Genomic DNA, 23,785 nt, shown 5'->3' on the forward strand with positions numbered 1-23,785 from the left:
GGACCAATTGGTTACGACGACTCTCGCCCCGCGTATGCGGGGATCAACCGATGTGTCCATAGACGGACGAGGTTGCCCTGCGGAGGCGGGGACTGTTCGGGGATGGCGCAGATCGTTCTTGGAGCCGTGGTTGGTGTCTTGGGTGCTGTGGGGAGCGATGGTGGACGGGTCTTGGCTTATGGGGTGGAACCGTCTTATCCTGCGTGTGCGGGGTTTGCTCTGCTGCTGTCTGGGCTCGTTTGCGGGTTCTGCAGCTGCCCTGCGGGTGCGGGGATTGTTCGATCGACGAGCTGTTTTTGGCGTTGGATACAGTTCGTTTTGCCTTGCGGATGCGGGGGTTGTTCGAGGATTCGATAGAGGAATCGGAGTGATTGGTTGGCCTGCCCTGCGGATGCGGGGATGTTTCGATGATGTCGGTGGGTGTGGACGTTGACCGGCTGGTGTCCCTGCAGTTGCGGGGCTTTGTGTTCGAGTTGGGTTGTTGCGCTGTTTCAATGTGGACGGCCACCATGTCCGGGTCGGAGATGGTGGCCGTCGGCGCGGGGTTGTGTCGCCGGTGGTGGTTACGCGGATTCGTAGAACCTGCGTACCCATTCGGGGGAGAATTCGCCGAAGCGTTCCGGGTCGGTGACGAATGTTTGGGCGCCGGTGCCGCTGATCATGACGATGGGGCCTCCGGCGGTGTTTCCGACGAACTGTACGACGTCGGTGTCTTCGCCGGGGTAGGTGACGGGCACGGAATAGCTGTGCTGTCCGGCGATCCCGGTGGCGTGGGTGATCTTTCCGATTTCAGGTTTGTCGCTCATGGTGTGGCCTTCTCGTCGGTTGGGGTCTTCGAGGTGTGCGTTTTCGTTGCGAGGTGCGGTTCCGATCGCCTGCGTGCGGGCTGCACTGTGATCGGCTGTCTCGCGCAGAACATTTCGTCGTTCAGGCGAGGATGCCGACGTTTCTCCAGTAGGTGATGTGGGTGCCGTCGAATTTGTCGTCGGTGACGGGTTCGAGGTCGGCGATGATCTGGGTGAAGTCGGCGACGACATCGCCGGATCGTCGCTTGTCACCTAGGCCGTTGAGGTTCTCGTAGATGATCTCTGCGAGGTCGCTGGTGAGTACGTCGGGGCGGGTGTCGCCGTGGTGGACGATTGCGACAGCGGTGCCGCCGTGCGTCCAAGTCTGGGCTGCTTCGATGTCGCGCTTGTCGACGATCTTTGCCAGATCTGTTCGTGTGACGGTGAAGTCGGGATCGCTCATGGTGTGCTCCTAGCGTTGTCGGTTTACATCGTGGGGGTAGTCGTGGCCTGCGAGCCGTTGGCAGTGGCGCCCGGTTCCGGAGCCTTCCAAGCCGTCAGAAATCACGAGCCCGCAGAGTTCGCCCTGTTTCATCGCGGTCAGGGTGCAAGGCTCGCATCGTGGTCCCATGTTGGTGGTGGTGCGGGTGTGGTCGGTCGATCCGCAGTCCTGGCATGTCCACACATTGGACATCGAGTTGCTCCTTCTCGGGGGTGGGGCGCAAATGATCCGATTCTCGGGAGCGGCGGGAATCGCTGAAGTCAGTATCGCCTTTTTGGGGAACACTTTTCGACCCCAGTTCGACCGTCACCAAACGGACCTGTTTTCTGTGAGGCGCGTTGTGCTGGATGCCGGTTCGGCATGTGAGGTGACGATTACGGCGTCGCCGTCGCGGGCCAGGTCGAGCAATGTCGGGCAGGGAGTGCGGGTGAGGGTGTTGTCGAGATCGTCGAGGTCTGCGGCCCCAGGAACAGCGGAAGCGGGGCGCCGAAGGCCGCCGCCCCGATTCCCGCCCCATGCAAAAGGGGATGCACCCCTACGAGGGCGACGCCGCTCCGGCAGGTTCGACGTCGTAGACGTCGAGCTGCGCTGCGACGTGAGACTTGTCCAGCTTGATACCGGTATCGGTGATGATCGTCAGCCACGCACCTTCGAGGCCGTGATTCTGAATCTTGGTGACGGTGTGGCGTTGTCCGTCTTCGGCGACGATGACGTCTCCTTCCGAGAGTTGGATTGCGCTGCGCTGAATCATGTTTGGCCCCTGTCGTTACTGTCTGTCGGCGCTTTCGAGGAAGTGACCGTGTTCGGTGCGTTCCTCGTTCAGGAAGTTGGCGATGACGTCGGAGTCGATCAATGCCAGAGTTTCCGAGCACTCATTGCAGCCGAGTACCGCCAACACTCGCGGCCGAACGTGCAGTGACTGGTCTACCCGTGATGTCACCTCCCACGTGAGATCTTGGCTCTCACATTCGGGGCACTTCTCGATCGGTGCATTGCTCATCGTCGACTCCCTTCGCATGTGAGGGTATTTCGTGTCAGCGCGATCGGCACGGTCATGTGTAGTCGTCCACGGTCAGTAGGTCTGTGCGCGTGAGGGCCGCGCGGGCGGAGGCCGGGTCGGAGAGGTAGTCGATCGTTTCCTTGGCCCACTTCTCGTTCCATCGGCGTTCGCCGCTGTCCGCGCCTTCACGCTCGCAGTGCGCTTCGTACTCGTCGACGCCGCTGGCGATCAGTTCCGGCCCGCTCTGCCCCTTCCCGATGCCGATGCCCAAACCGAGGAGTAGTCCGATGGCGTCGCCTCGATAGCCTTGTTTGCCGATGTTCCAGCTTTTCTCGGCGTTCCAGGCTGCGATGTCACCTTCACCCCACCTGCGGCACGCGATGTTGTCGAGCGCCTCTCCGACTGCCGTCGGGGAGGAGGTGAAGTCGGCGGAGAAGTGTTCGAGGGCGGTGGCGACGACAGCCGCTGGCTCGGGGATCTGTAGGGGTTCGGTCTCCGGGAAGGTCATGACCTCGATCCATGTGTTGATCTCGGCCAGTACAGCTTTGCTGGTGGATGTCATCTCATGCCTCCCAGCGGCCGGGCACGAGCCCGATCTTGAGGTCGTCACTACCTTGCTGTTTCGCTGCGGCGTCGGCGAGGATCGGCCACACCTCGTCGATCGCGTCCTGCCAGGTGTTCCATCGAGCGGACGGCCACTGCGGGTTCAACGGCGCCGAGGGCACGCGTGCCTGCGCGACCGTGACGGCGGACGTTTCTGCGTCTCGGTAGGACATTTCGCCGAGAATGCCTGCGCGGCGCGCTGCTTCGGCGATGGCGTCGTCGATGTAGGGTTCTTCGACGGCGATGTTCGCTGCAGCCCACAGGATTCCGACGCGGGTCTGAGCTAGGTCGGCTGGGATCGTTGCGGGAATGTACTTCATGGGGGCCTTTCTGCTGCCTGGTGATGCGACTGGTGTCGCGGGGTCTGGTTGTCTGCATAAGCAGGTCGCGTCGGGTACGACGTTAGTGGGCGCCATCCAAGAGGGTCGCTTCTTGGAGATCGCATGGGGTTTCGGCATCGTATGCGCTGCGCCGGTTCCCGAGCGTATCGAGGTCTACGCCGTTTATGTTTCGCACGATTGAACGATGCAGATCTGTTTGATGGCGTAACGGTTCACGCTTTGTCGGGGAATACGCCGGGTGACATTGTTGGCATTTCGACGACGTCTTTTCGACTGTCAATATCCTCGCGATTTCCGGATGGTCTGCTCCCCCAATATCAACGAAACGTGGGGTTTTCTGTGCACGCAAAACATCCATTTTCTTGAGCGAGGGGCGAACTGCGATCAGTCCCGGAGTTGGCGGGCCACTTCGTCCCAGTCGACGTCAGACCAGTCACTGCCCGAGAGTTCATCTCTGACCTCTCGAGTGAAGCCGCTGGCGTGGGTCCGGACGATCCGCTCGACGTATTCACGCACCTTGGCCGAATCCCCACCATTCGCCAATCCTGCTGCGACCTCAGAGATCCGGGCCGAACCCTCGGGATCGGTGTCACCTTCGTTGACGATGTAATTCGCAACGAGGGACGTCACTCGTTGCTTGTTTTCACTCATCTCGAATACTCCTTCAAATTGGTCTTGTTCAACATTCGCGGGCGGGCCTCAAGCCGCGCTTACCGAGGTCGATGCTATCGGTTTTTGAGCGGTTCTAGTTCGGGCCCAGCACGCCGTTCATTTCCGCTCGTGCCGAACCACACTATGCGGTTCTCGGATAGATTCATCGACAGCGAATTCCCGCAACACATCACTCTTTTCCGAGAGGATCACCTTTATGTCTTCAGCTACACGTGAGCAGGATTTGCTCGATATTGTCGCTGCCGCTCACCGTGCCCGCGCGGCCGGTGCCGTCGAGCAGTCCGAGCCGGACGATCACGGGAACACGATCGTCTCGTATGCCCGCGCCGACGGGACCGTGTTCCTCGAGAAGCAGGCGGTGATCGGTGGATGGAGCATCGTCCACCTGGCCGAGGACGGCGGGTATCGGTCGACGACTCGGGGACCGTTCGGGGAGGATCCTGCGACTGACAGTTGGATCGACACTGCGTGGGCGGAAGTAACCCGGATCCTCACTGCCGCAACGCTATAAAAGAATCAGCATGCTCGCTGCGGCCGGTGTGAACCGCTACTGCGAGCATGCTGAGTTTCTGCCTGTTGACCTTCGTGCGGCGCCACATCAGGTATCGACATCAGATTGATCGACACGGGGCGTGGTCAGGAAGTTTTCTAGTCTTCGCCGCCTCGGTCGGGATGTTCCGCAGCCACCCAATCCCGGACCGTAGTGCGTGAGACCGCAAGCTGCCGAGCGATGTGCGTCCGCATCACCCCTTCCTCGACGAGGCGAAGAACTTCCACGCGCTGCGCCTCGATCACCTGGTCACGGTAGGCCTCCAGCGCAGCGCGCTCCGCAGTCAAACCAGCGTGATACACCTGCTCCGCGACACCTTCGCCGCTGCTGCCCCCCTCGAACGACTGCGCGAGATATTCGAGGATCGCAAGTCCTGAAACACCTGCAGCGTCAGCGATTTCCCGGTAATCGACCCCATAGATGGTCATCGCTTCGACGACCGCATCCACGTTCCGCTTCTTACGGCTTCGACCCGTCCCCGCATGATCCTCGAGCCCGTTCGTCACTTCGGCAACAGCCCGATCCCGGGCTTCGGATGCTTGCGCGACGGTCACATAGTTCTGAGGGATACGGCTCGGCAGGGCGGTCATGTCGAAAACTCCTCGTCAGGTAAATCTGGTATCAGGCAAGCGTAGTCGGATGTGAGGCGGCGCCTTTCGCGCGGCCCCGCAAGGGAAGTCAGTCTCGGTCACCGATCTTGAAAGAGACGGTGGTGACGTCGGTTCCGCGGTCGCGGGAGTCGATGGACGTCAGGTTTTCGACCTTGCCTCCGATTCAGACGACGATGGTGCCGTCGTCGTGGATGAAGACCGTGGTCCTGTTCGGGAGGCTCGTTTCGACCGAACGAAGTTGTCTTCGACGAAGCTGATATTGAAGAGCTGGGACATGTCGTGGGCCTTTCCAGTTTCGCTGTTCAGGTCGGGTGGAGCGGGTTACGCATTGGCCAGGGCGGTCTGGGCCATAGCCATCGCGATCGCGACGGCCCCGTCTTCCTCGTCCCTGTCCTCGCTCAATTCCACCCCGTCGATCACGGCGTCGAGGACGAGTTGTTTGCCGCCCAGCATCGCCCACATCAGCGTGTCATTGCTGTTGGGGACGACCGGAACAATGTAGTCCACTGGCCGGTCCTGCCCGATGCGGTGGATCCTCTTAGCCATCTGCTTCAGTTCTCCCGGAGTCCAGCACAGTTCGGCCTGGACTCCTATGCGGGCGGCGGTGAGTGTGTGCCCGACGCCTCCGGCGCCGATCGAGACGGTGATCACTGGGGCGTCCGTAAGTGGTGCGGTCTGGAACGCGAGCTTGTCGTCGTCCTTCTCCGCTGCGCTCTGCCCGCCGCGGATGGTCAACCCGCCGAAGCTATCGGCGTATTCCCCGACGACATCGGCGTGGTGCGCAGCGATCATGACCTTCTCGCCCGCCGACACCTGCTCGGCTACCAGCGCCTTGACTGCTGGCAGCTTCGCCCGTCCGAGGATCTGGCGCAAGTGGTTCTGCTTAACCAGGTGCACTGCTTTCTGGGCACTGATCACAGCTCTGGCCATTTCGGCAGTGGGCTCGGCGCCTTTAGCCTTCGCCTCCTTCTGGATACTGCCAAGGATGTAGGCCAGAACATTCGCTTCTGCCTCCCGGTACTCCTCCATCACATCGGGATCGAGCAGTGCGGGATCGAGTTCGAGCATGCGGATCGAGAAGGGCGGCAGGTCGAGTGCGGACTCGTCACGACGAATGTACAGACCCCATGCTTTGAGCCGGTCGTGCAGTTCGGCGAGGTTCGAGTGCCCCTTGAATGTCGTGCCGTGGTCATTCTTGACCGGGCCGCAGTACCGGTAGAGGAATCCTCCGAACTCGCCGAACAAGTGGGCGTCTGTGGCTGTTTCGCCTTCCTCGGCGAGATATCCGAGCATGACGAGCTGCTGGGCGAGTTCACGGGGCCGGTTCACCAGGGGCGTTCCTGACAGGTCGAGGACGAGTCCGTCGACAGCTGCGACGGCGGGCCCGATTTTGGCCATGGCTTGCGAGCGCGCAGCTGTCTCGTTCTTACCAAGGTGTCCTTCGTCGACGATGAACGCCTGCGGCCCGAACTCGACGATCTTCTCCACCCAGGTGTATCGGTCCGCGGCGGTGCGGGTGCGGCGTTCGGCGAGCGCTGCGAGAGCGGTGAATCCGATGATGACGATCTCGGCGTCGGCGGGGATATCGCGGGCAGTCATTCCTGCAGCGGTGTAGATCTTGCGTCCGGGCAATGCACGGGCACTCTCTTTGTGCCAATTCGAGATCAGGTCAGGTTTGCAGGCGATGACCACGGGGAAGCTGTCGGCGGCGGCGACCGAGGCGAGGGCGGTAATGGTTTTCCCCAGTCCCATGTCGTCCGCGAGGATCAGGCGTCGGTGATCGACGATGTGCTGGACTGCCGGATGCTGGTGGGGGAAGAGGTCGACTCCGAGGCCAGGGACCGCTACTGCTGTTCCGGTTTCCGCGGTGGCAGAGGCTCGATTCCTTGCCTGGGTGTCGATTTCGTTGGCGAGGGCTTCGGCGACGCCATCCCCGAGCCGCAGTCCGGCGGTCGTGAAATGGGCCAACAGTTCTGCGGGCGCGACGTGCGTACCGATGCGCAAGGCACCGTTGACGGTGGTCACGCGGTTGCTGCCCCGGAGATCGTAGACGGCGTCGTTGATACCACTGGTGGCGGCGATGAGCAGCGCGGAGCCGTCGAGGGTGACGTGCGGCTCGACGGCCGTGAGGCCGAGGAGGGTGACGACATCATCGTCCGCGACCAAGTCGAATTTCCCGAGGAGTGCAGCGAATGCACCGCGGTCGCACGTCAGGGAAAGGCGGTGGGAGCGGGAGGGGCCGTCCCAGGTGGCCTTGTTGCCGTTGAGCGTGCGCAGCGCTGGCGCCAGGCCATCAACGAAGGGGCAGACGATCTTGAACGCTTTGCCGTCCACGGTCACGTTCGGGTCGGCGTAGGCGCGGGGGTTGGCGTCGACAGCGGTTGCCAGAGTGCGGGTTTCGTCGTCGACCCTGATGCCGTGACGATCCGCGAAGGCGATGACGGCAGACAGCGAGGTGAGGGGGTAGTGGTTGGCTTTGGTCTCGCGGTCATAGCTGCGGCCGGGGATCGCCCGTGATTCTTCGATCAGTTCTTCGTCGTACGGGAACGAGAGTGCGACGGTGGTGCCGTCTACGTGGACGGAACTCCCGGCGGCGATGCGGGTGCGGGCGCGGTGGACTTCTCCGCCACGGCGGGCGACCTCGCGGGCACCGATGTACACCGCTTCGATGTCTTCGTCGGTCATGGTGTCGGTCGCGGGGACGAATTTGTGGTTGATCAGGTCGAGAGCTGGGTGTCCGGTCAGCTGGCGTCGGTACTTGCGGACGAGCTTCTGGGAGGTGAGGACGTATTCCAGAATCCATTCCGCGAGAGGGACTTCGGCGATGAAGTGGCCGATGCCCGCGTCGGCGCTCGAGAATCCTGCGCCGTCGCGCTCGTAGGCGTAGTCGCATGCTCCTGCGAGGATGCTGACGGCTTCGTGCAATGTGCCCCAGTGCGCGTCGGTGGTGGTCATGAGCATTCCCTCCCTAGTGGATGGTTACACCATACATATTTCCGACCGCATTTACACCAAAATATGTATGGCGTGTCCATAAATGTGGACTTTCACTGCATCGCACACCCCCTGTCGCCGATCGGCCCCACCCCCTCAAGGACATTTACCCGGTAAACGGACATCGCAAAGACCCAGGTCAGTGGCCATTCGACAGCGGGCGGCATCCGGAACTAATCAGACAAAAGCCAGAGCGCCTCGATCGCACAGAATGTAGACCCGGGTCGTTCGTTTACCCGGTAAATAACCCTGACATCCAAGCGGGCCGCGATCTCCCAGCGCACGTCGAACTCGTTTCCGGTTCATTGTTTACCGGGTAAACACCCAGAAACGACGATTGCCCTGAACCCCGAGAGGTTCAGGACAATCGAGCGAAGGGGGCACCATAAGCCACCCCGGACGCCAGGTGCCGTTGCCGCCGCCGCAACCCACAGTGACGAGAGCACTGAAACCTGTTGTTGCCGTGGCGATATCGACTATGCAGCAGCCAGAGCCAGGTACGCTGCGGTCGCCGCTGGTTCACTCGGATACTCCCGAACAGTCACTTCCCCGGCCTCACTCCGGACGATGAAGTTGCCGACGGGCATCTCGACACCCAATTCGGCGAGCACCTCAGACATCGCGTCAACGCACTCCGCTTTCTCGGCGTCGCTGATCGTCACCAACGCCACAGAACCGCCTGCCGCATCGGCGTCCCCACTCGATCGGTTACCCCATCCGTCGGCCACCATACGGTCCAGCAGTTCGTCTCGCGTCGAGGCGTACTTCGCCATCGCCATTCACTCCCATCGAATTTCGTTGTGTTGAATCGAATTGTACGGCAGCGCAATTGACGCCAGTTCGACTGCGCGGCGGCGCAAACAGTATCGCAAGTCGGAGGTCGCCGTGGCGCCGCAGCGTCAGCTGTAGGCGAGGAATCGTCGGTAATCAACGTCCGTGGAGTCGCGATAAAGAATGTAGTCGAGGAACAGGCACGGCCTTCGACAGACGGTGTCATCGACTGTCACCTCGCCGTAGTCTCCAACTGGCAGGTGCAGCAGGTGCGCGTTGGTGAGCTGCCTGTCACGTGGAGACAGACCGATGTTGAGATAAATTCCGACAGTCGGCCCGTTGTCGATCAGTGCCTGAATTCGGTTGCTGTACTCAGGGTTTCTGGCAATAAGGTGACTGGCAAGGTCGATTGTCAGCAGGATCGGCCGCTCGATCACTCGACCGGCAGCGACCATCTCCTCGGCTCTATGGAGCAGGGAGTCGGCGTCGTCGGTGGTCGCTATCTCTACGGATTCGGGGAAGTACTTCGAGTCGACTCCCTTGGGATCGATCATCCACGTCTCCCATCCAACACCGTGGGCTACGAGCGCCAGCATCGCGAGGAGGATCGTGCCACCTTGGCCGCTGGTGTGGTGGACCGCGTTGGATTTGAAGTCGCCGACGAGTTGGCCTTTGGTGTTCGCAAACAGAGGAATTGGGATCTCAGATGAGTGCGGCGATTCGTCCCGGCGACGTGGTCGAGGAAGCGGCGTGAAAGACGACGCGGTCACTTCAGTCCTGTATCCGGCAGCTCCCACAAGTTTTTCGATTGTGTCGAGGGTCGGCGCTGCTGATTCTTTGGAGATTCGGTGGCGAGTGCTGCGGCTCACCCCGGAGGCTGCACGGTTCCACAGGGCGGATCGTTCGACGAACTGGCGAAGGTTCATATCTTCACCATAACCCAGATTTGTTCCGCATACGGGACATAAGTGTCTCGACAATGAAACAAGAGGCTGGGCATTCCCGCCTACGGCTCAGCAGGCAACTCCACCCGCGATCGACTGCAGCACGAGACGGGCCGCGCGGACGTCACCGAGCGCGCGGTGCCCGCCGTCCAGACGCAGGCGAGTATCCCCGCCGTGCGCAGAGGACCTCAAGTCCATCAGGCACATCCACCGTCCGGGGTCGCCTATACGCCCCGCGTCCATGCCTATTCGGTTGCAGTCATGGACGATTCGACCGAAGTCGAAGTTGGAGTTGTAGGCCGCGATGTGACGGTCACCGATCGCGGTGGCGAGGTCTGGGTACACGTGAAGCCATTGCCGGGCGCCGACGAGGTCGCTCTCCTGTATTCCGTGCACAGCCGCCGCTTCCGCACTCATCGCGACGCTGCCGGGGTTGACGAGCTCGTCGAACAACACCTCGCCGGTGTCGGCCGCGATGACGGCCACCTCGACGATCGAGCCTTCGAGGTCTGTCGTTTCGACGTCGAGGATGCAGTACCGACCAGCGGCGAGTATCTGTCGCGCCTGGTCGACGGCGTCAGGGGCGGCGTTCATCGGACATCCTGACGGGCCACAGATGACGTGAGCGTCGCGGCGCGCGCTCCGGGTCGATTACGCATCTGCGCACCCTCCACTTCATCTGTTCCGGACATAGGAAGATGTTTATCAGCACCGTCCGACATGTCGCTTTCTTCTTATCCCGATGAACTTGTCGGACGCTTCGGTATCGTTAATCACCTGCCCCTATCCTTTGCCGTCAGATTAGGTTCTCTACATGGATTTTCGACCTGCATTTGCGTTGGCTTCGACGACCATTCTCCTGGCTTTGAATCCCGGCGTTTCCGGTGCCGCGCCGGGGATTTTGTCTCCGGCCGATCCCCTGGTTGCCGTTTCGGTCGACGGAACGACCGACACCTGCACGCTCGGTTTCTTGTTCACCGGCTCGGACGGCTACGCGCGTGGGGTCACGGCGGCTCATTGCGGCAAGGTGGAACAGAAGTTGACGACGACGAATCGGCAGGCGGTCGGCGTGGTGACCCAGCATGGACAGGGCGACATCGCCTTGATCAACATCACCACTGAGCTGCGCGTATTCAGCAAGTTGCCGGGCATCGGGGATATCCGTGGCGCGATCACACCGGAGGAGATCAACAGGACTCAGCCGCTGCTGTGCAAGCGAGGGATTGCGTCTGGCCTGGTGTGTGGTTTGTTGACAGCCCCCGCGGAGGCGGGATTCTTCACGATGAGCGGAGGTAGCGATCACGGCGATTCAGGCTCCCCGGTGTGGGCTATATCAGAAGATGGTTCTTTGTGGGCGGCGGGCATTGTTTCTGGTGTTACCACCAACGAATCCGGCGACGCCTTCGTGATTCCAATCGCTCCATACATGACACAATGGGGACTGACAATTTCTCGATGACTTCCTGGTTATCGAGTACCCCATTCGAGGAGGTCATTTCGTGTCGACAGTTTTCCGTTTGAAGACAGCAGCGCTTCCGCTGCATCTGCTTCTCGGAGATGCGCTCACGGGCAAAACCCGTGAGTACCAGGTCGCGATCCGAGAAGGGTGCGCGGCGGTGAACCTTCCCGTCATCGGCGTGTTCGGCAAGGGCGTCGAGCCGCTCAACCTCCCGACGATGCTCGACGGCGAGGTGATCGACTCTTCCTACATGGCGATCACCTGCACCGTGGAAGTCGACGCGACCCCCGAGGAAGTCGAAGCCGCCTGCGCGAACCTGCAGATACCCGGTTTCCCGGCAACTGCCTGGCAGTTCCCGGAGAGCTGACATGATTCCCGATTCCGCCCGCGCCCCGCTGGCAGGCACGCTCACAGCCGCGGCGGTCGGGCAGACGATGATGGTCGGCGGATCACTACTGGCGCGGGCAGTGGTCGACCTTCCCAGTCAGCAGCTCGACACGACCTCGCTGGCGACGTTCTACGGCCTCTTCACTGCTGGCGCCTGCGCATCCTGGTGGGCCTCACGCCGCGTGCGCAGCGGCGGCAGTCCGCGCAGCGAAGCAGCCGGGCCTGCCACGGCACCTGCGCCGGAGGAGTTCGCACCCGCCATGGTCCCGGCGATGCCGGAGGTCGAGGAGGTGCCACTTCCTACGGACAAGTTCATCAGCCGATTACAGCAGGTCAGCGACGGACTGTCGATCGTGATCACCCATCCCCTCGTCCAGGACGAAGAGACCGGGGAGTACACCTCGTTCCGTGTCCGAGCCACCAAAGCCGGTCTGTTCGCCAAGGAAAATGTTCGTCTCTCGATCTACACGCAACTGACGCAATCGGTCGGCGGGTACTGGAACTTCGCCACCGACGCGCAATCCGACACGATGACATTCACCCGCAAGGCCGGATTCCCATCCGTCATCACCCCACCGATCCCGCATTACATTCCCCAGGACGTCAAAGACGCACTCAGTCTGTACCCGGATTTCCGAATGCGGTTGGGTGTCACCTCTTCTGGCGACGTTCTCGAGATCGATCTCGCGAAGTTGCCCCACTGCTTGTTCATCGGCGGCACGGGTTCAGGTAAGTCGGTGTTCGCCCGCGCGGTGATCGAACACTTCCGAGTCGCTGGCTGGATGTTGTTCCTCGGCGACGGCAAAGGCACCGACTACGAAGGCCTGCACCGCCAGCGCGGCATCGTGGCGATCTCCCAGCGCACCGCGGACCACGTTCGGATGGTGCGCATGGTCGCCGACGAGCTACGCGGGCGCCAGAAGGACGCGAAACTGCGCAAACGGGCTGGGCATCAGGACCCGTTCCAGCGTCCCCCCTTGTTGCTGCTCCTCGACGAGTACGCGACGATGCTCGCAAACGTCAAGGCGGAGTACGGCCATGAGGCATTCGAGCAGGACCTGCTGTTCATCACCCGCGTCGGCCGCGAGTTCAAGGTGCACCTCATCCTGTCCACGCAGGAGGCCTACCGCTCCACGATCCCCGGCGCACTACTGGGCAACCTGGGCTTGCGCGTCTCACTCGGTCCGCCCGAAGACAAGACCATCGCGGAGGTGTTTCCCGAAGCACTGCAGAAAGATGCCAAGCGGATTGGTGGCACCATCAAAAAGAGCGACCGCGGACGTGGTTTGGCGTTGATGTCCGACGAGGAAGGCAACAATTCGGCGATCGAGTTCCAGTCGTACTACGCCTATTCACCTGGCGAGTCGAAACCTCCGGCCAACCCCGAGGTGGCGGAACAATGGCGCCGGTACAAGAGCGAGGCCAGCGACCGGATTCCGGTGCTGTACCCGCGCTTGTGGTTCAAGGTCGAAGGGCCGGATTACGGAGACGAACTCGACGACCTGTACAAACTTCCGGTTGTCCGCCTCAGCGGCCGGGACGGCACCACCCGGCCGTCGATGATGAAATACGATCCGCTGTGCGACGAATACCTCGGCGGCGGGGACGCGGCGGACGGATCGGTGATCCACTCCCTCGACGAGCTCGATGACGACGATGACGACTTCGACGAGCGGGCGCCGGTGAACGGTCTACCTGAGGCGGAGGTCGATCTTCACAAGAGTGAGGTTGATCCGGGCAAAGGACAGTCAGCTGTGATCGAACACGACGAGGAAGACGCTTCAGCGGATATCGCTGGAACTGAGGGCTTTTCGATGACATCCGATGATTTCGAGTACCCGGTTGCGCCGGAACAGGTGGCGGATCCGGAGCCTGACATCGTTGCGTCACCGACGCGGCAGCCGATCGCTCCTCGCCGTCAGCAAGGATTCTGAGTTACCGCAGTACGTACGAAGGCGGGGCCGGTGATCACTCACCGGCCCCGCCTTCGTTGTATCTGCCGGGATGAACTATTCGTCCCGGCGTGAATGCTATTGCGCGATCAAGGTTTCGAGTGTCATGCCACCCCACACGGCATACAGGGTGTCGTTGTCGATCTTCCAGTCGGTGCCGCGCGGCAGCCCACCGATGACGCCGAAGATCACGTCGTCGATGATGACGTCGCGGGAGGCGTCGAGGGCATCGGACGGACGTGAGGAATCGATTCCGCGGTCCTGCGCGCCGACGGCCAACGCCTCGACGACGGCCTTGACGGATACGGCGGGATCCGCCGGGCTGCCCAGGGAGATGCGATTGAAGCCCCACACGTCCCGCAAGTTGTTCTGCATTTTTCCCACTCCATTCGCAACGCCGACGGATCTGGCCGTCGATGGTGCGGTTCTGCCGCACCGACTGGGTCCAATCTAGCGGCTGCCCACCTGGTTCGCGCACGCCGCGCTCCGGGGTGCGGGCACAGAGGTAAGGGGGTCCGGCACCACGGTCGAGCACACAAAGGGGCCGTCCCCGGACTGCGACTGCATCGGAAGAAAAGGGAAAGCGGGCCAGGTGTAGACCTGGCCCGCTTCCCTGACAAAACGAGGCGCTTCACTTCCGCGATTACGGTCGTCGACCGCGTTCGCATTGAGCCGCTTCATAGGGCGGTTTATCGCCCTCCCGCGATCGAGCATTCATAGGCCGCTTCCGCAGTCAGTGCGCGACCAGCAAAGGCCGTTTAGAAATCGGCATTTCACGGGCCATGAGAGACAGAGTCGTTACCCGAGTGGCGTCATGCTGGGGCAGAGCTTCCAGCGGCCGTCCTTGTAGGTCATGTCGTACTCCACGACCCTGCGATCTGTCGTCGGCGGGACGTTGCGGTTGTCCGTCACCGTGGCTTCGGTGCGCAACCGTCCGAGGATCCCGCCTTGGAAGTCCACGTCCAGCAATTCGCTGTCCTGGATCGCCCACGGAGGGCGGTACTTCTTCGACTCCTCGAACGCTGCAAGCAGATCCGCGGTGTCGGCGGCTCGCCGCAGCGAAGTCTCGTCGGAAATGTACTTCTCGCAGGTAGATGCCTCGTATGCGGCGGCGTTCTTCGTTTCCCGCGCCTGCCAGCTTTCCGCCCACACCGATTCCGCGATCGGCAAAGTCAAGGTCTTCGCGCTCGGATCGACGCCGGGTGCGGCGCTGATCTCGGAGGCGGTGGTCGACGACGGCGCTGCGGTGGGCTGCCCGGGGGAATCGGACGGCTGCGCGAGCACCACTGCCCCGGCGACGACGCCGACAACGACCACACCTGCCACGGCCCATTGGCCGATCTTGCGTGCGTCCCAGCTCATCGTCACCACCTTCATCAGTCGACATATTGCGTTCCCGAAGACGATAGCATTGCTCCTATCTACTCGGTCAGGAGTTCATTCGGTGAAATCATTTCTCGCCACGCGTATTCGCAATGTTGCGATCGTCAAGATCGTCATTATCTGCGCGATAGTCGTGGGATCTCTGGGAGCTGTTTTCATGGTTTTCAGCTTGATCCTCTCCGCTGTATTCGCCCCAGTCGAAGCCGTACAGAACGCGGTTTCCAGTTTCTTCGGTAGTGAAGATTCAGCTGATTCCGACGACGACCAGGCGGTCAACCTTCAGGCGTGCCTCCCGATCACCGCGGTAGCGCTTGAGGAGGTCGTCGAAACCGTTCCCCCGCGCACCGACGTCGAGACGGCCTGGGCGTGGATCGCGTGGCGTAGCCAAGAGATTGCGAACGGCATCGATCCGGCCGCGTACGACAGCATCATCGCGTTCGCGAACTCCACTGCTGGCCAGATGGTCACGCAGACGGTGGACACCGATCCGGCGACCATTTCCGAGACGTACACCAGCTCAGCACAGACCGGCTACACCCTTGCAGCTATCACCGGCATCGTCGATCTCACACAACGTGGAATCCTTACCGCGGCCGACGACGACACCGTGACCGAACTCAGCGCCGTCCTCGCGGACCAGTGCAGCTCTTGAAAGGATCATCCGTGACTCACGCCATGTTGACCTCTCTCCACCTGGCTCGCCTCAGCCAGTTCTATCCACACCCTCTCGCCGAACTCGGTCCGAACATCACCGAGGTCCCCGACGATGTGGCGTCCATCGTCGACCAGCAGCTCGTCGCGGCGTCACTGCTCGATACACGTGGTGCGCTGACGGAGCAAGCTCGTTCGCTGCTCGATCCGCTGTTCCGGTACGAGAATGCGTTCACCGCGGTGATCTTGCTGCACAACCAACGCCAGCAGGTGACGTTCGATCTGGACGAGATGTGGATGGAGTACATGCGACAGTCGCTGCCGAGCACTCCACGGGTGTACGTGGTCGTGGCCGCGAGTGGGCCGACGACGGTGACGGCGGTGCGCGCCGGGGAACACGTCGATCTGTCGATGTCCGCGACAGGGGATCCGTTGGCGTTGGTCGCGGCCCGTGAGCTGCTCCGGGTCGGCGACCCCGACAAGCAGTGGTCACCGGCGAAGATTCCGGCGGTGTCTTTTCCGGCGGAGCTGCTCAATCGCGCCCCGGCCCGATCCCCGCTGCCGGACAGTGACGACACGCAGGCTCAGCGTGACCACAAGTTGACGGTCAGCAGATTCGCCGATGCGCTCAGGAAAGCCGAGATCCCTTCTCGCACCATCATGGCGGTCGAGAAGTTCCTCCAACTCGACCACATCGCCGCCACTCATATCGCCTACATCGGTGGAGCTCAACGCATGCTGAGCGAGGGCACGACAACGATCGACTACTTCCACAATGCGGGTGTGTCGGTCGGCGGTGTCCAGAAGACCGGTGACGGGAACTTGTGGAAGACGTTGGCGCCCGCGACGGTCGAAGAGGTTCGCAAGTCGCTGACCTTCTTGTCGCGACTCCCGGCACGTCCGATGCTCTCGGCCCTCGCCGGGTACTGACAGCCCCCACCCGAACTCGTCCAGGCATTCTTTCGCTCGATTCCCCGGGTAAGCGCTCCCCCGTCCGCGACGGTTCATCACGCTCTAACAGCGTGCAGCGTTTACCCGGTAAATACCGATCGGCCCTGCATGCTGACATATCCGGCCTCGCGCGGATGGCACGCTCCCCGCCCCGATCAACGGCACGTAAAACGACTTCGCCGCAGCAACTCCCCGATGATTCCTGGGGTGTTGCTGCGGCGAAATTCTTGCTGTCGAGATCAGGCGATGATGCCCGAGTACTGCTGGTCCTGCGAGCGCACCTTGTCGAGCGAAGCCTGCGCGGTCGCCTTCAGGGTGAGAACGTTCGCCTTGGTCTCCTGACGGAGCGCGTTGGACTTGTTCTGCGTGTCGGTAGCCGCCTGGATCGCGACACCCTCCGACAGATCAGCCAGTCGCTTGAAGCCTGCTTCGATACGGGCAGCGCCGTCTTCGAACTCGCGGGCCTGTCCGTCGACGGCTGCGAGCGCAGCTTCGATCTGGCCGGGGTTGTAATTGATCGTCATGATTTCCTACTTTCAGCAGATGGAGGGATGGAAGTCGATCAGACAGCGTTGGCTGCGGCAGCGTCCTCAGCCTGCGTCTGCTCGACCAGATTGGCGTAGTTGTTGAGCCCTTCAGCCTGCTCGCGGGAGGTCTTGATCAGTTCCCCTGCGCGCTGCGTCAGCTCCTCCTGCTTGCGGGCAACTGCGCGGCCCGCTTCACCCTGCATGCCTGCGACAGACAGGTCGCTGGCGATGCTCGCGAGAGCCTTGCTCGAAGCCTCGAGCTGATCGTTGCCGCTGAGCAGTTCGGCAGCGATTGCGCGCGCGTCGGGTGCACTGAGCTTTACCGGTGTGGACATTCTTTACCCCTTATCGAGTTCGGTGTCGGGTGGTGTTACTCGATGGTTTTCCACCCCTGATTGCTCATCGTAGATGAGCAGGTACGGAAATTTCTTCACCAAATTTCGCGGCTTCATTTGGTGTCTTTACGAGCGTGTCAGCAAACTCTTGATCGGCCGCGATAATTGTTTCTCGATCGCGCTCTTCTACATCCTTTTGCAACTGCGATCCGCGGCCCATTGGCGGCATCATCGGCGCAGCCGGTCGCGCAACAGAGGCGGCATTCTGGACGCCACCGAAAGCGGATCCGGCTCCACCACCGACGCCCATATTCGGGGCGTTGAACGCTGTCAGCGGCGGAGTCAGCAGGCCGCTGAAACCGCCGGACATACCGCCGCCCGCACCCCTGGCACCTGCACCGGCGCCTCCGCCGCCCATCGATGCTCCGCGACCTCCGAACGCTGCACCTGTTCCAGCGCCCGAACCGAGAACACGCGCCAGCGACGACGAGTTGTTGAGTGAGGGACCTGCGTATTGGCTCGGGATGCCCTGCATCATCGAGCGCCCCATCCCCATCGGGTTTGCCCCTCCGGCTTGCTGGGCGAGATTCTGCAGCTGTCCTTGGATTCCGCCGCCGGGGACTGCATCGACCACCAGCGGCGGAGGTGGGGGAATCGGCGTCGGTGCCGTCGCTGCGGTCACGGCGGCATCGTAGGAGGTCATCACTCCGGCGTTGTGCGTCCAGAATGATGCGTATTCGATTTCCAGGCGCACCATTTCGGTGTTCACCGCACCCATTGCACCGAGCACCTGGGCGGTTCTCGCTGCGATCCGGTTGGCGATGATGACCGGTGTCGGCACCATCGCCGCCCGGCCGGTGGCATAAGCCTGAACAACGGCGAAGTTGCGTTGCGCGTTGAGGGTGGCGATGCCGCCCATCTCGTGGAGCCAGGTGATGAACGGCACCGCAGCGGCACTGGTCTTCTGCGATGCGAGACCTTCCCACTGTCCCGTGATCGACCCGACCTGCACTCCCAGGGCTGCTTGCGCCTCGGCAACCAGCCCTGCGAAGGCTGCCCATTCGACCGCGCCAGCGAACCACGTTGCTGGACCAATTCCGGCGTCGTATCGACCGGAGTTGATCTCCGGCGGATACAACCCCCACGGCTCAGCACCCACTTGTTTTCTCCTAGACCGAGATTGCTGTCGCGGCTGCCGCGTTCAGCTCGTCTTGGATTGCGGTGGTCGTGGCAGCGGATCCCACGACCTGCGCCAGACCTTGCTGCTGCGCCAGACCAGCGCGGAGGGCGTTGGAGAAGCCTTCGACGTTGGTTCCCTGGCGCACCGAGGCGAGGTACGAGGCGGAGTCCTGCGTGGGCGGAACAATCGCTGCCGCGACTGCGTGCACGAGCTCGTGCGTTCCGCTGACCTGTCCTTCGATGGCGCTGACTGCGGACGCACCAGCCTGAACGCCCGCTACTGATGCCATTCCTACTGCTGTCATGATGGCCCCTCCTCATTACTTGATGCTCGTCAGATCGGTTTTACCGAACAATGGGGATGGTACCGACAGTTATCCCTCAGATCATCCCCACTTTGCACTTCAGACTACGTGGACTCGGCCCATTTGATGTGTTCATTTGTCGCGGCCTGGCAACTCATCAACCTCTCAATCTCTTTGAGGGTCGCAGCGGGAGTCCGATGAGAGTTTCCTCAGGGCACCTAGGGTCGGGGCGCGTGACGCCTAATCGCCTTTTATAACGATCAATATTGCCGGGAATGTTGCTGACTAATGTTGAACGAATTGTTTAGCGAAAATAGGGCCTGCGCCAGACGAGTCGTGTCGACCGGCCGACGCCAGGCTCCTGCTGTTTCCGAAACGAAACGATTGTTGCCGAGCAAGGCCGCTCCACCGGACGGACCCGCCGTTCGACGCTGCCCCATCCGTTGCAGCCTGCCGGGGCTCGCTTTAGCGGACCCCGGCAGGCACTTCGACGATCTACCCCCGCAGCGAGGTCACGAACGGCAACTCCGCGATCGGGGCTTCCCAATGGAACTTCGCGCGCGAGGTCCGGGAAACGACAGTCATCACACTGTTCTCGTCGGCGGTGATCCGGTGCGCCGACGCGACAGCGGACGGAACACCTTCCGGAGCCCACACGATCACAACGGTCGAAGCCGGGACCTGCGATGGCGGCCTGCCCTGATAGATCGCGACGTCGACAGGTTCGGTCGGGGACAGACGCAACCCGAGAACACGGTTGGCCAGGTCAGACCACTGCGGCGTGTCGATGTAGACGCCGACACGGGCGCCGGTAGTGGTGATGCGAGCAGCCAGCTGCTGCACGAACGCCTCCGGCGTTTCGAGCCAGAGGACCTCGCCGCTGGTGTCGGTGTTGAGGAAAACGCGGCCAGCTCCGTCTGCCCACGGCCCGAGGTACACCCCGAGCCCGTACGCCGGAAGGGAGACAGGGAACGCGGATCCGCGGGGCACCGTCAAGGTCGGGGCAGGCGAGGAGACGGTCTGCGCCAACGGAAGCATCGCCGTGGCATGGTCGCCGTGCTCGCCGTCGTTCGCCCGCAAGCTCAACGCCCGCGCGGGCATCTTCGTCGCTTTGCTGTACGAGTAGGCGACGGTCAAACCGACGGTGGCCTGCCGGTGGCGGTCGTTGGCGATCTCGAGAACATAGGCGATACGGTCGGCCGGGACACCGAGCCACCGCTCGACAGCGAGTTCACTCCATTCGGTCGGCGCCGCCGTCACTGTCGGAACGGCTCCCCCGAGATGCGTCCACCGCTCGTCACGCAGCCCGTCATTCATCGGCGCCAGCATCATGTCGTGGAAGTCTCGAATCTCGTTGCGCCTGAGCACCTTCGCCGAGAACCCCTCGATGTTGAGGTTCTGTTCGAGGCGCCGTGAGACGATGTGCGCGGCCTTACCGATGCCGGTGGGGATGCTGCCGTTCGTGGCGCGGGCCAGCACACTTTGGTACGACTTGCGCAGGTTGACCCGGATCTCGATCACCGTCTGGAGGGTGTCCGGGATCGCGGTCTGCCCGACGACCGAGGTGTACGCCTGACCGTAGGCCGAGTCACCGTAGGCGCGGTAGCCGCTGGCGATCACACGGATGGATTCCAAATTCACATCGCCTTGGATCAGATGGTCGCGGATCAATTCCAGTGGCAATGAACGTGATTCGAGGCCGGTCTCGTTCGCGCCGACCACCGCCACCCGAAACGGAACCGGACGCAACGCAACGAACATCGACAACGCCTGCCCGTCCCACACGGTTCCCACACGCAGCGTCGCGTACAGCAGCGACAAGAACCGGTCGGGGCGGGCGAAATGGCGGCGCCGCCGGAAGCGGTTGACGGTGGACTTGCCGCCGGGAGCAACCAGGATCGACAGAATCACCAGCGCAGCGACCGCGGCGATGATCGGGCGGGCGACACTGTCGCCGGGCAATGCACCGATGGCCAACACGGCGACGGTACCCACGGCCACCGCGACAGGGGCGGTGGTATTCGTCAGCTTGATCATGATCGATCCTCTCGAAGCATTCGATAGGCAACCGCGACAATGAGTCCCAGGATGCACACGCCACCGATCGCGATGATGGTGATGTTGCGGATCAGGGTCTCCACGTCGGTGCCGGGCGCACCGGCAGCCTGGTAGGACGGCGACGCGGTCGCCGCGGGGATGTCAGCGGTAGTGGAGGTCAGTGCCGCGATGGGATCGACGACACCCTCACCGATCAGATTACGGTCTCCGGACCCTGGCGTGTGCGCAGTGTTTCGGATGCGGTCCATCACTTCTCGCGCAGTCAGGTCGGGGTGCATTTCCCGGATCAGCGCAGCGAGACCCGCGACGTATGCGGATGCGAAGGACGTGCCGCTGATCGCACGCGGACCGTCCTTGCCGACGGTCGCGTTGGTCAGTCCGCCGTTGTCGCCTTTGGTGGGGTCGAGGGAGACGATGTCGACAGCCGGGGCCGCGACAGTCACCCACGGCCCGGCCATCGTGCCGGTGTAGGCCTCGCCGGTCAGAGTGGTGCCCCCGACGCTGAGCGCCAGCGGCGCGTAGAACGAGGGCATCGACACGTGCTCGACGCCGTTCCAGTTGCGGGGATCGCCGCCGTTCGCGGGATCGTACCCAGGGTTCGACTTGCAGGCATCGGAACCGGAATTGCCTGCAGCCGTGACGACTACGACGTCTTTGACCTCGACGGCGTATTTCAGCGCTGCAGCAACGTCGGAGGTGTCGACGAACTGATCCGTCGGGTAGCAGGCAGTGATCGACAGGTTGATCACGTCGACGTCGGAGTTCGCGGCTCGCACGATGCTGCGGGCAAGGGTCGCCAAGGTCGACGATCCGCCAGCCGGGGCGTCGGGGCCTTTGTCGGCGGGCTCGTACGCCGACGATGTCTGACGGATGGACAGGATCGACGCGTCGGGGGCGACGCCGACGAAACCGTCGGTGCTGGCGGGGGCCGCGCCGATGATCCCGGCGACCAGCGTGCCGTGATGGTCGCAGTCTTCGAGACCGTTGGTGGTGGTGATGTAGTCGCCGCCACCGGTCAGTCGGGGAAGCCGAACACCGGGAGAGACGCCGGAATCGACGACAGCGACGGTAATTCCCTTACCTGTGGCGTACCGGTGCAGGTTTTCCACACCGAACGCGACGTTCGCCGGTGTGGCGCGGGTGAATTCCGATCCGGCGAGGGTCGCGGACGTTGCGCACGCCGTTTTCTGCACCATCGGTACCGACGGCGCCGGGTTCGGATCGTCGGGTGTGGTGAGAGGAATTCCGGGGATGTCGGGAGGTTCCACGGCGGCGGCGGGCACCGCCGCCGTGGCCAGGAGCACTCCCACAGCACCCGCCACGGCAGCGGCCCGGCGGATCATCATCCGCGAACTTTGTTGTAGCCGTCGAGGATTACGACGATCAGCACGATCGGCATGGCAAACATGATCGACTCGACGAGTTCGAGCAGTTTGAGCAGGACCGGCGAGTTGACGATCTTCTCGCGGATGGAGACGTAGCAGCCCATCGCGGTCCCAGCGCCCAGGACACCGAGACCGATGAGTGCGTAGGAGTAATTCGTGCCGCTCACCGCCAACGTCAGCACGAACGCCGCGTATGTGGTGGCTGCGGCGACGATCCACGACCGTGAGGACACCGCATCCTCGAAGGACTTACCGCGGAACAGGGACACTGCAGCGATGACTACGTAGAACACCATCACCGCGGACTGGTGGTGGTCCATGTTCGCGCCCGCCACCACCGCGGAGATCACGAACGTGGACAACCCACCCCAGGTCATACCGACGAGGCAGTCGTAGGCACTGAGAACTTTGTGTTCCTGGTTGTGAATCGCGGTGATCGCGGCTGAACTGGAACTGGAATCGACGGTGGTGATGTCGTCCGAGTTCTCGTGAACGAACGTCTCACCCATGGTCGGCACGAAGGGCATCGGGATGCCCGCCAGCACGAGCGAGAGTCGCGGGGCGAAAACGAGGAACAGCAATGCCGACGCGCTCAGCAGTACCGCGAACACCAATGGATCTCGTTCTGTGGCAATCGCCAGCAGGCACCCGATCAGGATCAGCGCGCCGAAAGTTGCTACCGCGTAGTGCAATCGAGAGGGTTTCCCGATTGTCATCAGTCCGACGATCGCGCAGGTCGTCAACACCAGCGCACCGACGATCACGCTGAACATGTCCACTGTTCCAGGGAAGGCGAGCAGGCCCGCTCCCCCGACACATACGTAGCCGACCAGAATCAACGCCGCGACGAGATTACGTGCCGTTGCGTCGACCGCACCGCGGATCCCGAATCCCGCGCCGATGAGCAGGCCTGCGCCCAGAACTGCGAGGACACCGCACGCTGAAGCCTGCCCGATGGTGTCGAGTTCGCCTGTCCATCCGCCGTACACGACGATTCCGACGCCGACCAACGCCACCAGCGGCGCAATGAACGAGGCGAGGGTTCGCGCGAACGCACTCGTCCACGACGTCATGTTGCGTTGCGCGAAGGCGATCGACTCGGCGACGTCGTCGATCAGCGCCGGATACGCCTCACGCTGATCGCTTTTCACCAACATCAGGTAGTCACCGTCGAGGACGCCGTGGTCCTTCAGGGACATACTCGACGAGAGGTGGTCGGACGTAAGGTTCGTCAGCTGCCAGACGGCATTTTGATCCTTCACCCATTCCAGGGCTTTCTCGTCGTCCTTGTTCGCCAGCGCGTTCGCGATGTAGGTCACCAATTTTTTGATCGTGATGGCCAGCGCCGGATCGCGAGCGAGGGTGACGTCCACGGTGTGATCGGGCACCTGCACGGTGACACGGACGTGGGTGTCCCTGATGGTGTTGGTCAGCATGGCT

Annotated in this window: 27 protein-coding genes; 6 read left to right on the forward strand and 21 right to left on the reverse strand. The window is 62.4% G+C overall.

Annotated features, from left to right (window positions below; translation table 11 throughout):
• Positions 1–563 precede the first annotated feature (563 nt).
• From CPI83_RS29330 to CPI83_RS29365, 7 genes are all read right to left on the reverse strand, one after another.
• Positions 564–806 (reverse strand): hypothetical protein, encoded by a 243-nt coding sequence (locus tag CPI83_RS29330; protein WP_097388366.1) that lies wholly within the window; start codon positions 804–806, stop codon positions 564–566.
• Positions 807–927: 121 nt separating this feature from the next.
• Complete coding sequence (locus CPI83_RS29335; RefSeq protein WP_097388367.1) at positions 928–1,248, reverse strand: hypothetical protein; 321 nt, start codon at positions 1,246–1,248, stop codon at positions 928–930.
• A gap of 574 nt (positions 1,249–1,822) precedes the next feature.
• A complete protein-coding gene (locus tag CPI83_RS29340; protein WP_097388368.1) occupies positions 1,823–2,038 on the reverse strand; it encodes a hypothetical protein in 216 nt (71 codons plus the stop codon).
• 15 nt (positions 2,039–2,053) lie between these two features.
• Positions 2,054–2,287, reverse strand: coding sequence for a hypothetical protein (locus tag CPI83_RS29345; RefSeq protein WP_097388369.1), 234 nt, complete (start codon positions 2,285–2,287; stop codon positions 2,054–2,056).
• A 52-nt stretch (positions 2,288–2,339) separates the two neighbouring features.
• Positions 2,340–2,849, reverse strand: a complete 510-nt coding sequence (locus tag CPI83_RS29350; protein WP_097388370.1) for a hypothetical protein — start codon at positions 2,847–2,849, stop codon at positions 2,340–2,342.
• Position 2,850: 1 nt separating this feature from the next.
• Positions 2,851–3,210, reverse strand: a complete 360-nt coding sequence (locus tag CPI83_RS29355) for a hypothetical protein (protein ID WP_097388371.1) — start codon at positions 3,208–3,210, stop codon at positions 2,851–2,853.
• Between the two features lie 405 nt (positions 3,211–3,615).
• Complete coding sequence (locus tag CPI83_RS29365) at positions 3,616–3,882, reverse strand: hypothetical protein (RefSeq protein WP_097388373.1); 267 nt, start codon at positions 3,880–3,882, stop codon at positions 3,616–3,618.
• A gap of 217 nt (positions 3,883–4,099) precedes the next feature.
• Here CPI83_RS29365 and CPI83_RS29370 point away from each other — a divergent pair, with 217 nt between their 5' ends.
• Complete coding sequence (locus tag CPI83_RS29370; RefSeq protein ID WP_097388374.1) at positions 4,100–4,414, forward strand: hypothetical protein; 315 nt, start codon at positions 4,100–4,102, stop codon at positions 4,412–4,414.
• Positions 4,415–4,551: 137 nt separating this feature from the next.
• Here CPI83_RS29370 and CPI83_RS29375 read toward each other — a convergent pair whose 3' ends face one another.
• The 5 genes from CPI83_RS29375 to CPI83_RS29395 form a co-directional block, all read right to left on the reverse strand.
• A complete protein-coding gene (locus CPI83_RS29375; protein WP_097388375.1) occupies positions 4,552–5,043 on the reverse strand; it encodes a helix-turn-helix domain-containing protein in 492 nt (163 codons plus the stop codon).
• Positions 5,044–5,385: 342 nt separating this feature from the next.
• Positions 5,386–8,019 (reverse strand): DEAD/DEAH box helicase, encoded by a 2,634-nt coding sequence (locus tag CPI83_RS29380; RefSeq protein ID WP_157920657.1) that lies wholly within the window; start codon positions 8,017–8,019, stop codon positions 5,386–5,388.
• A gap of 515 nt (positions 8,020–8,534) precedes the next feature.
• On the reverse strand, positions 8,535–8,831 hold the full coding sequence (locus CPI83_RS29385) for a hypothetical protein (protein WP_157920658.1): 297 nt from the start codon (positions 8,829–8,831) through the stop codon (positions 8,535–8,537).
• Between the two features lie 126 nt (positions 8,832–8,957).
• On the reverse strand, positions 8,958–9,755 hold the full coding sequence (locus CPI83_RS29390) for a hypothetical protein (protein WP_097388378.1): 798 nt from the start codon (positions 9,753–9,755) through the stop codon (positions 8,958–8,960).
• A gap of 87 nt (positions 9,756–9,842) precedes the next feature.
• Positions 9,843–10,367 (reverse strand): 3'-5' exonuclease, encoded by a 525-nt coding sequence (locus CPI83_RS29395; RefSeq protein ID WP_097388379.1) that lies wholly within the window; start codon positions 10,365–10,367, stop codon positions 9,843–9,845.
• Positions 10,368–10,587: 220 nt separating this feature from the next.
• Here CPI83_RS29395 and CPI83_RS29400 point away from each other — a divergent pair, with 220 nt between their 5' ends.
• The 3 genes from CPI83_RS29400 to CPI83_RS29410 are packed head-to-tail and all read left to right on the forward strand — an operon-like array spanning position 10,588 to position 13,553.
• A complete protein-coding gene (locus CPI83_RS29400) occupies positions 10,588–11,232 on the forward strand; it encodes a hypothetical protein (RefSeq protein ID WP_157920659.1) in 645 nt (214 codons plus the stop codon).
• 40 nt (positions 11,233–11,272) lie between these two features.
• Positions 11,273–11,599 carry a hypothetical protein gene (locus CPI83_RS29405; RefSeq protein ID WP_097388381.1) on the forward strand — a complete coding sequence of 109 codons (327 nt, stop codon included), beginning with the start codon at positions 11,273–11,275 and terminating at the stop codon, positions 11,597–11,599.
• Between the two features lies 1 nt (position 11,600).
• Positions 11,601–13,553: an FtsK/SpoIIIE domain-containing protein gene (locus CPI83_RS29410; RefSeq protein WP_097388382.1), complete on the forward strand. Its 1,953-nt coding sequence runs from the start codon at positions 11,601–11,603 to the stop codon at positions 13,551–13,553.
• Positions 13,554–13,649: 96 nt separating this feature from the next.
• On the opposite strand, the gene CPI83_RS29415 is transcribed toward CPI83_RS29410, so the two are convergent.
• The gene (locus tag CPI83_RS29415) at positions 13,650–13,946 is read right to left on the reverse strand and encodes a hypothetical protein (RefSeq protein ID WP_157920660.1); all 297 of its coding nucleotides are present in this window, start codon (positions 13,944–13,946) and stop codon (positions 13,650–13,652) included.
• 423 nt (positions 13,947–14,369) lie between these two features.
• The gene (locus tag CPI83_RS30650; protein ID WP_157920661.1) at positions 14,370–14,933 is read right to left on the reverse strand and encodes a hypothetical protein; all 564 of its coding nucleotides are present in this window, start codon (positions 14,931–14,933) and stop codon (positions 14,370–14,372) included.
• Between the two features lie 82 nt (positions 14,934–15,015).
• Between CPI83_RS30650 and CPI83_RS29425 the strand changes: the two genes are divergently transcribed.
• Positions 15,016–15,606, forward strand: coding sequence for a hypothetical protein (locus CPI83_RS29425; RefSeq protein WP_097388385.1), 591 nt, complete (start codon positions 15,016–15,018; stop codon positions 15,604–15,606).
• Positions 15,607–15,617: 11 nt separating this feature from the next.
• Positions 15,618–16,535: an ESX secretion-associated protein EspG gene (locus tag CPI83_RS29430; protein ID WP_157920662.1), complete on the forward strand. Its 918-nt coding sequence runs from the start codon at positions 15,618–15,620 to the stop codon at positions 16,533–16,535.
• A 260-nt stretch (positions 16,536–16,795) separates the two neighbouring features.
• On the opposite strand, the gene CPI83_RS29435 is transcribed toward CPI83_RS29430, so the two are convergent.
• From CPI83_RS29435 to eccD, 7 genes are all read right to left on the reverse strand, one after another.
• Positions 16,796–17,080 carry a hypothetical protein gene (locus tag CPI83_RS29435; protein ID WP_097388387.1) on the reverse strand — a complete coding sequence of 95 codons (285 nt, stop codon included), beginning with the start codon at positions 17,078–17,080 and terminating at the stop codon, positions 16,796–16,798.
• A 38-nt stretch (positions 17,081–17,118) separates the two neighbouring features.
• The gene (locus CPI83_RS29440) at positions 17,119–17,418 is read right to left on the reverse strand and encodes a WXG100 family type VII secretion target (protein ID WP_097388388.1); all 300 of its coding nucleotides are present in this window, start codon (positions 17,416–17,418) and stop codon (positions 17,119–17,121) included.
• 64 nt (positions 17,419–17,482) lie between these two features.
• Positions 17,483–18,577 carry a PPE family protein gene (locus tag CPI83_RS29445; protein ID WP_097388389.1) on the reverse strand — a complete coding sequence of 365 codons (1,095 nt, stop codon included), beginning with the start codon at positions 18,575–18,577 and terminating at the stop codon, positions 17,483–17,485.
• A gap of 10 nt (positions 18,578–18,587) precedes the next feature.
• Entirely contained in the window at positions 18,588–18,902 is a 315-nt protein-coding gene (locus tag CPI83_RS29450; protein WP_097388390.1) for a hypothetical protein, read from the reverse strand.
• Positions 18,903–19,397: 495 nt separating this feature from the next.
• Positions 19,398–20,939 (reverse strand): type VII secretion protein EccE, encoded by a 1,542-nt coding sequence (locus CPI83_RS29455; RefSeq protein WP_097388391.1) that lies wholly within the window; start codon positions 20,937–20,939, stop codon positions 19,398–19,400.
• Positions 20,936–22,306 (reverse strand): type VII secretion-associated serine protease mycosin, encoded by a 1,371-nt coding sequence (gene mycP / locus CPI83_RS29460; RefSeq protein ID WP_097388392.1) that lies wholly within the window; start codon positions 22,304–22,306, stop codon positions 20,936–20,938. Before mycP ends, CPI83_RS29455 begins: the two co-directional genes overlap by 4 nt.
• A complete protein-coding gene (gene eccD / locus CPI83_RS29465) occupies positions 22,303–23,781 on the reverse strand; it encodes a type VII secretion integral membrane protein EccD (protein ID WP_097388393.1) in 1,479 nt (492 codons plus the stop codon). The genes mycP and eccD overlap by 4 nt, the downstream gene beginning before the upstream one ends.
• Positions 23,782–23,785: the final 4 nt, after the last annotated feature.

Source organism: Rhodococcus sp. H-CA8f (assembly GCF_002501585.1).
Classification (GTDB): Bacteria; Actinomycetota; Actinomycetes; order Mycobacteriales; family Mycobacteriaceae; genus Rhodococcus_F; species Rhodococcus_F erythropolis.

What these genes read in the sequence shown, in the direction of transcription:
- CPI83_RS29330 (WP_097388366.1), bottom strand. Translation starts at nt 806, where the DNA reads ATGAGCGACAAACCTGAAATCGGAAAGATCACCCACGCCACCGGGATC.
- CPI83_RS29335 (WP_097388367.1), bottom strand. Translation starts at nt 1,248, where the DNA reads ATGAGCGATCCCGACTTCACCGTCACACGAACAGATCTGGCAAAGATC.
- CPI83_RS29340 (WP_097388368.1), bottom strand. Translation starts at nt 2,038, where the DNA reads ATGATTCAGCGCAGCGCAATCCAACTCTCGGAAGGAGACGTCATCGTC.
- CPI83_RS29345 (WP_097388369.1), bottom strand. Translation starts at nt 2,287, where the DNA reads ATGAGCAATGCACCGATCGAGAAGTGCCCCGAATGTGAGAGCCAAGAT.
- CPI83_RS29350 (WP_097388370.1), bottom strand. Translation starts at nt 2,849, where the DNA reads ATGACATCCACCAGCAAAGCTGTACTGGCCGAGATCAACACATGGATC.
- CPI83_RS29355 (WP_097388371.1), bottom strand. Translation starts at nt 3,210, where the DNA reads ATGAAGTACATTCCCGCAACGATCCCAGCCGACCTAGCTCAGACCCGC.
- CPI83_RS29365 (WP_097388373.1), bottom strand. Translation starts at nt 3,882, where the DNA reads ATGAGTGAAAACAAGCAACGAGTGACGTCCCTCGTTGCGAATTACATC.
- CPI83_RS29370 (WP_097388374.1), top strand. Translation starts at nt 4,100, where the DNA reads ATGTCTTCAGCTACACGTGAGCAGGATTTGCTCGATATTGTCGCTGCC.
- CPI83_RS29375 (WP_097388375.1), bottom strand. Translation starts at nt 5,043, where the DNA reads ATGACCGCCCTGCCGAGCCGTATCCCTCAGAACTATGTGACCGTCGCG.
- CPI83_RS29380 (WP_157920657.1), bottom strand. Translation starts at nt 8,019, where the DNA reads ATGACCACCACCGACGCGCACTGGGGCACATTGCACGAAGCCGTCAGC.
- CPI83_RS29385 (WP_157920658.1), bottom strand. Translation starts at nt 8,831, where the DNA reads ATGGCGAAGTACGCCTCGACGCGAGACGAACTGCTGGACCGTATGGTG.
- CPI83_RS29390 (WP_097388378.1), bottom strand. Translation starts at nt 9,755, where the DNA reads ATGAACCTTCGCCAGTTCGTCGAACGATCCGCCCTGTGGAACCGTGCA.
- CPI83_RS29395 (WP_097388379.1), bottom strand. Translation starts at nt 10,367, where the DNA reads ATGAACGCCGCCCCTGACGCCGTCGACCAGGCGCGACAGATACTCGCC.
- CPI83_RS29400 (WP_157920659.1), top strand. Translation starts at nt 10,588, where the DNA reads ATGGATTTTCGACCTGCATTTGCGTTGGCTTCGACGACCATTCTCCTG.
- CPI83_RS29410 (WP_097388382.1), top strand. Translation starts at nt 11,601, where the DNA reads ATGATTCCCGATTCCGCCCGCGCCCCGCTGGCAGGCACGCTCACAGCC.
- CPI83_RS29415 (WP_157920660.1), bottom strand. Translation starts at nt 13,946, where the DNA reads ATGCAGAACAACTTGCGGGACGTGTGGGGCTTCAATCGCATCTCCCTG.
- CPI83_RS30650 (WP_157920661.1), bottom strand. Translation starts at nt 14,933, where the DNA reads ATGAGCTGGGACGCACGCAAGATCGGCCAATGGGCCGTGGCAGGTGTG.
- CPI83_RS29435 (WP_097388387.1), bottom strand. Translation starts at nt 17,080, where the DNA reads ATGACGATCAATTACAACCCCGGCCAGATCGAAGCTGCGCTCGCAGCC.
- CPI83_RS29440 (WP_097388388.1), bottom strand. Translation starts at nt 17,418, where the DNA reads ATGTCCACACCGGTAAAGCTCAGTGCACCCGACGCGCGCGCAATCGCT.
- CPI83_RS29450 (WP_097388390.1), bottom strand. Translation starts at nt 18,902, where the DNA reads ATGACAGCAGTAGGAATGGCATCAGTAGCGGGCGTTCAGGCTGGTGCG.
- CPI83_RS29455 (WP_097388391.1), bottom strand. Translation starts at nt 20,939, where the DNA reads ATGATCAAGCTGACGAATACCACCGCCCCTGTCGCGGTGGCCGTGGGT.
- mycP (WP_097388392.1), bottom strand. Translation starts at nt 22,306, where the DNA reads ATGATGATCCGCCGGGCCGCTGCCGTGGCGGGTGCTGTGGGAGTGCTC.
- eccD (WP_097388393.1), bottom strand. Translation starts at nt 23,781, where the DNA reads ATGCTGACCAACACCATCAGGGACACCCACGTCCGTGTCACCGTGCAG.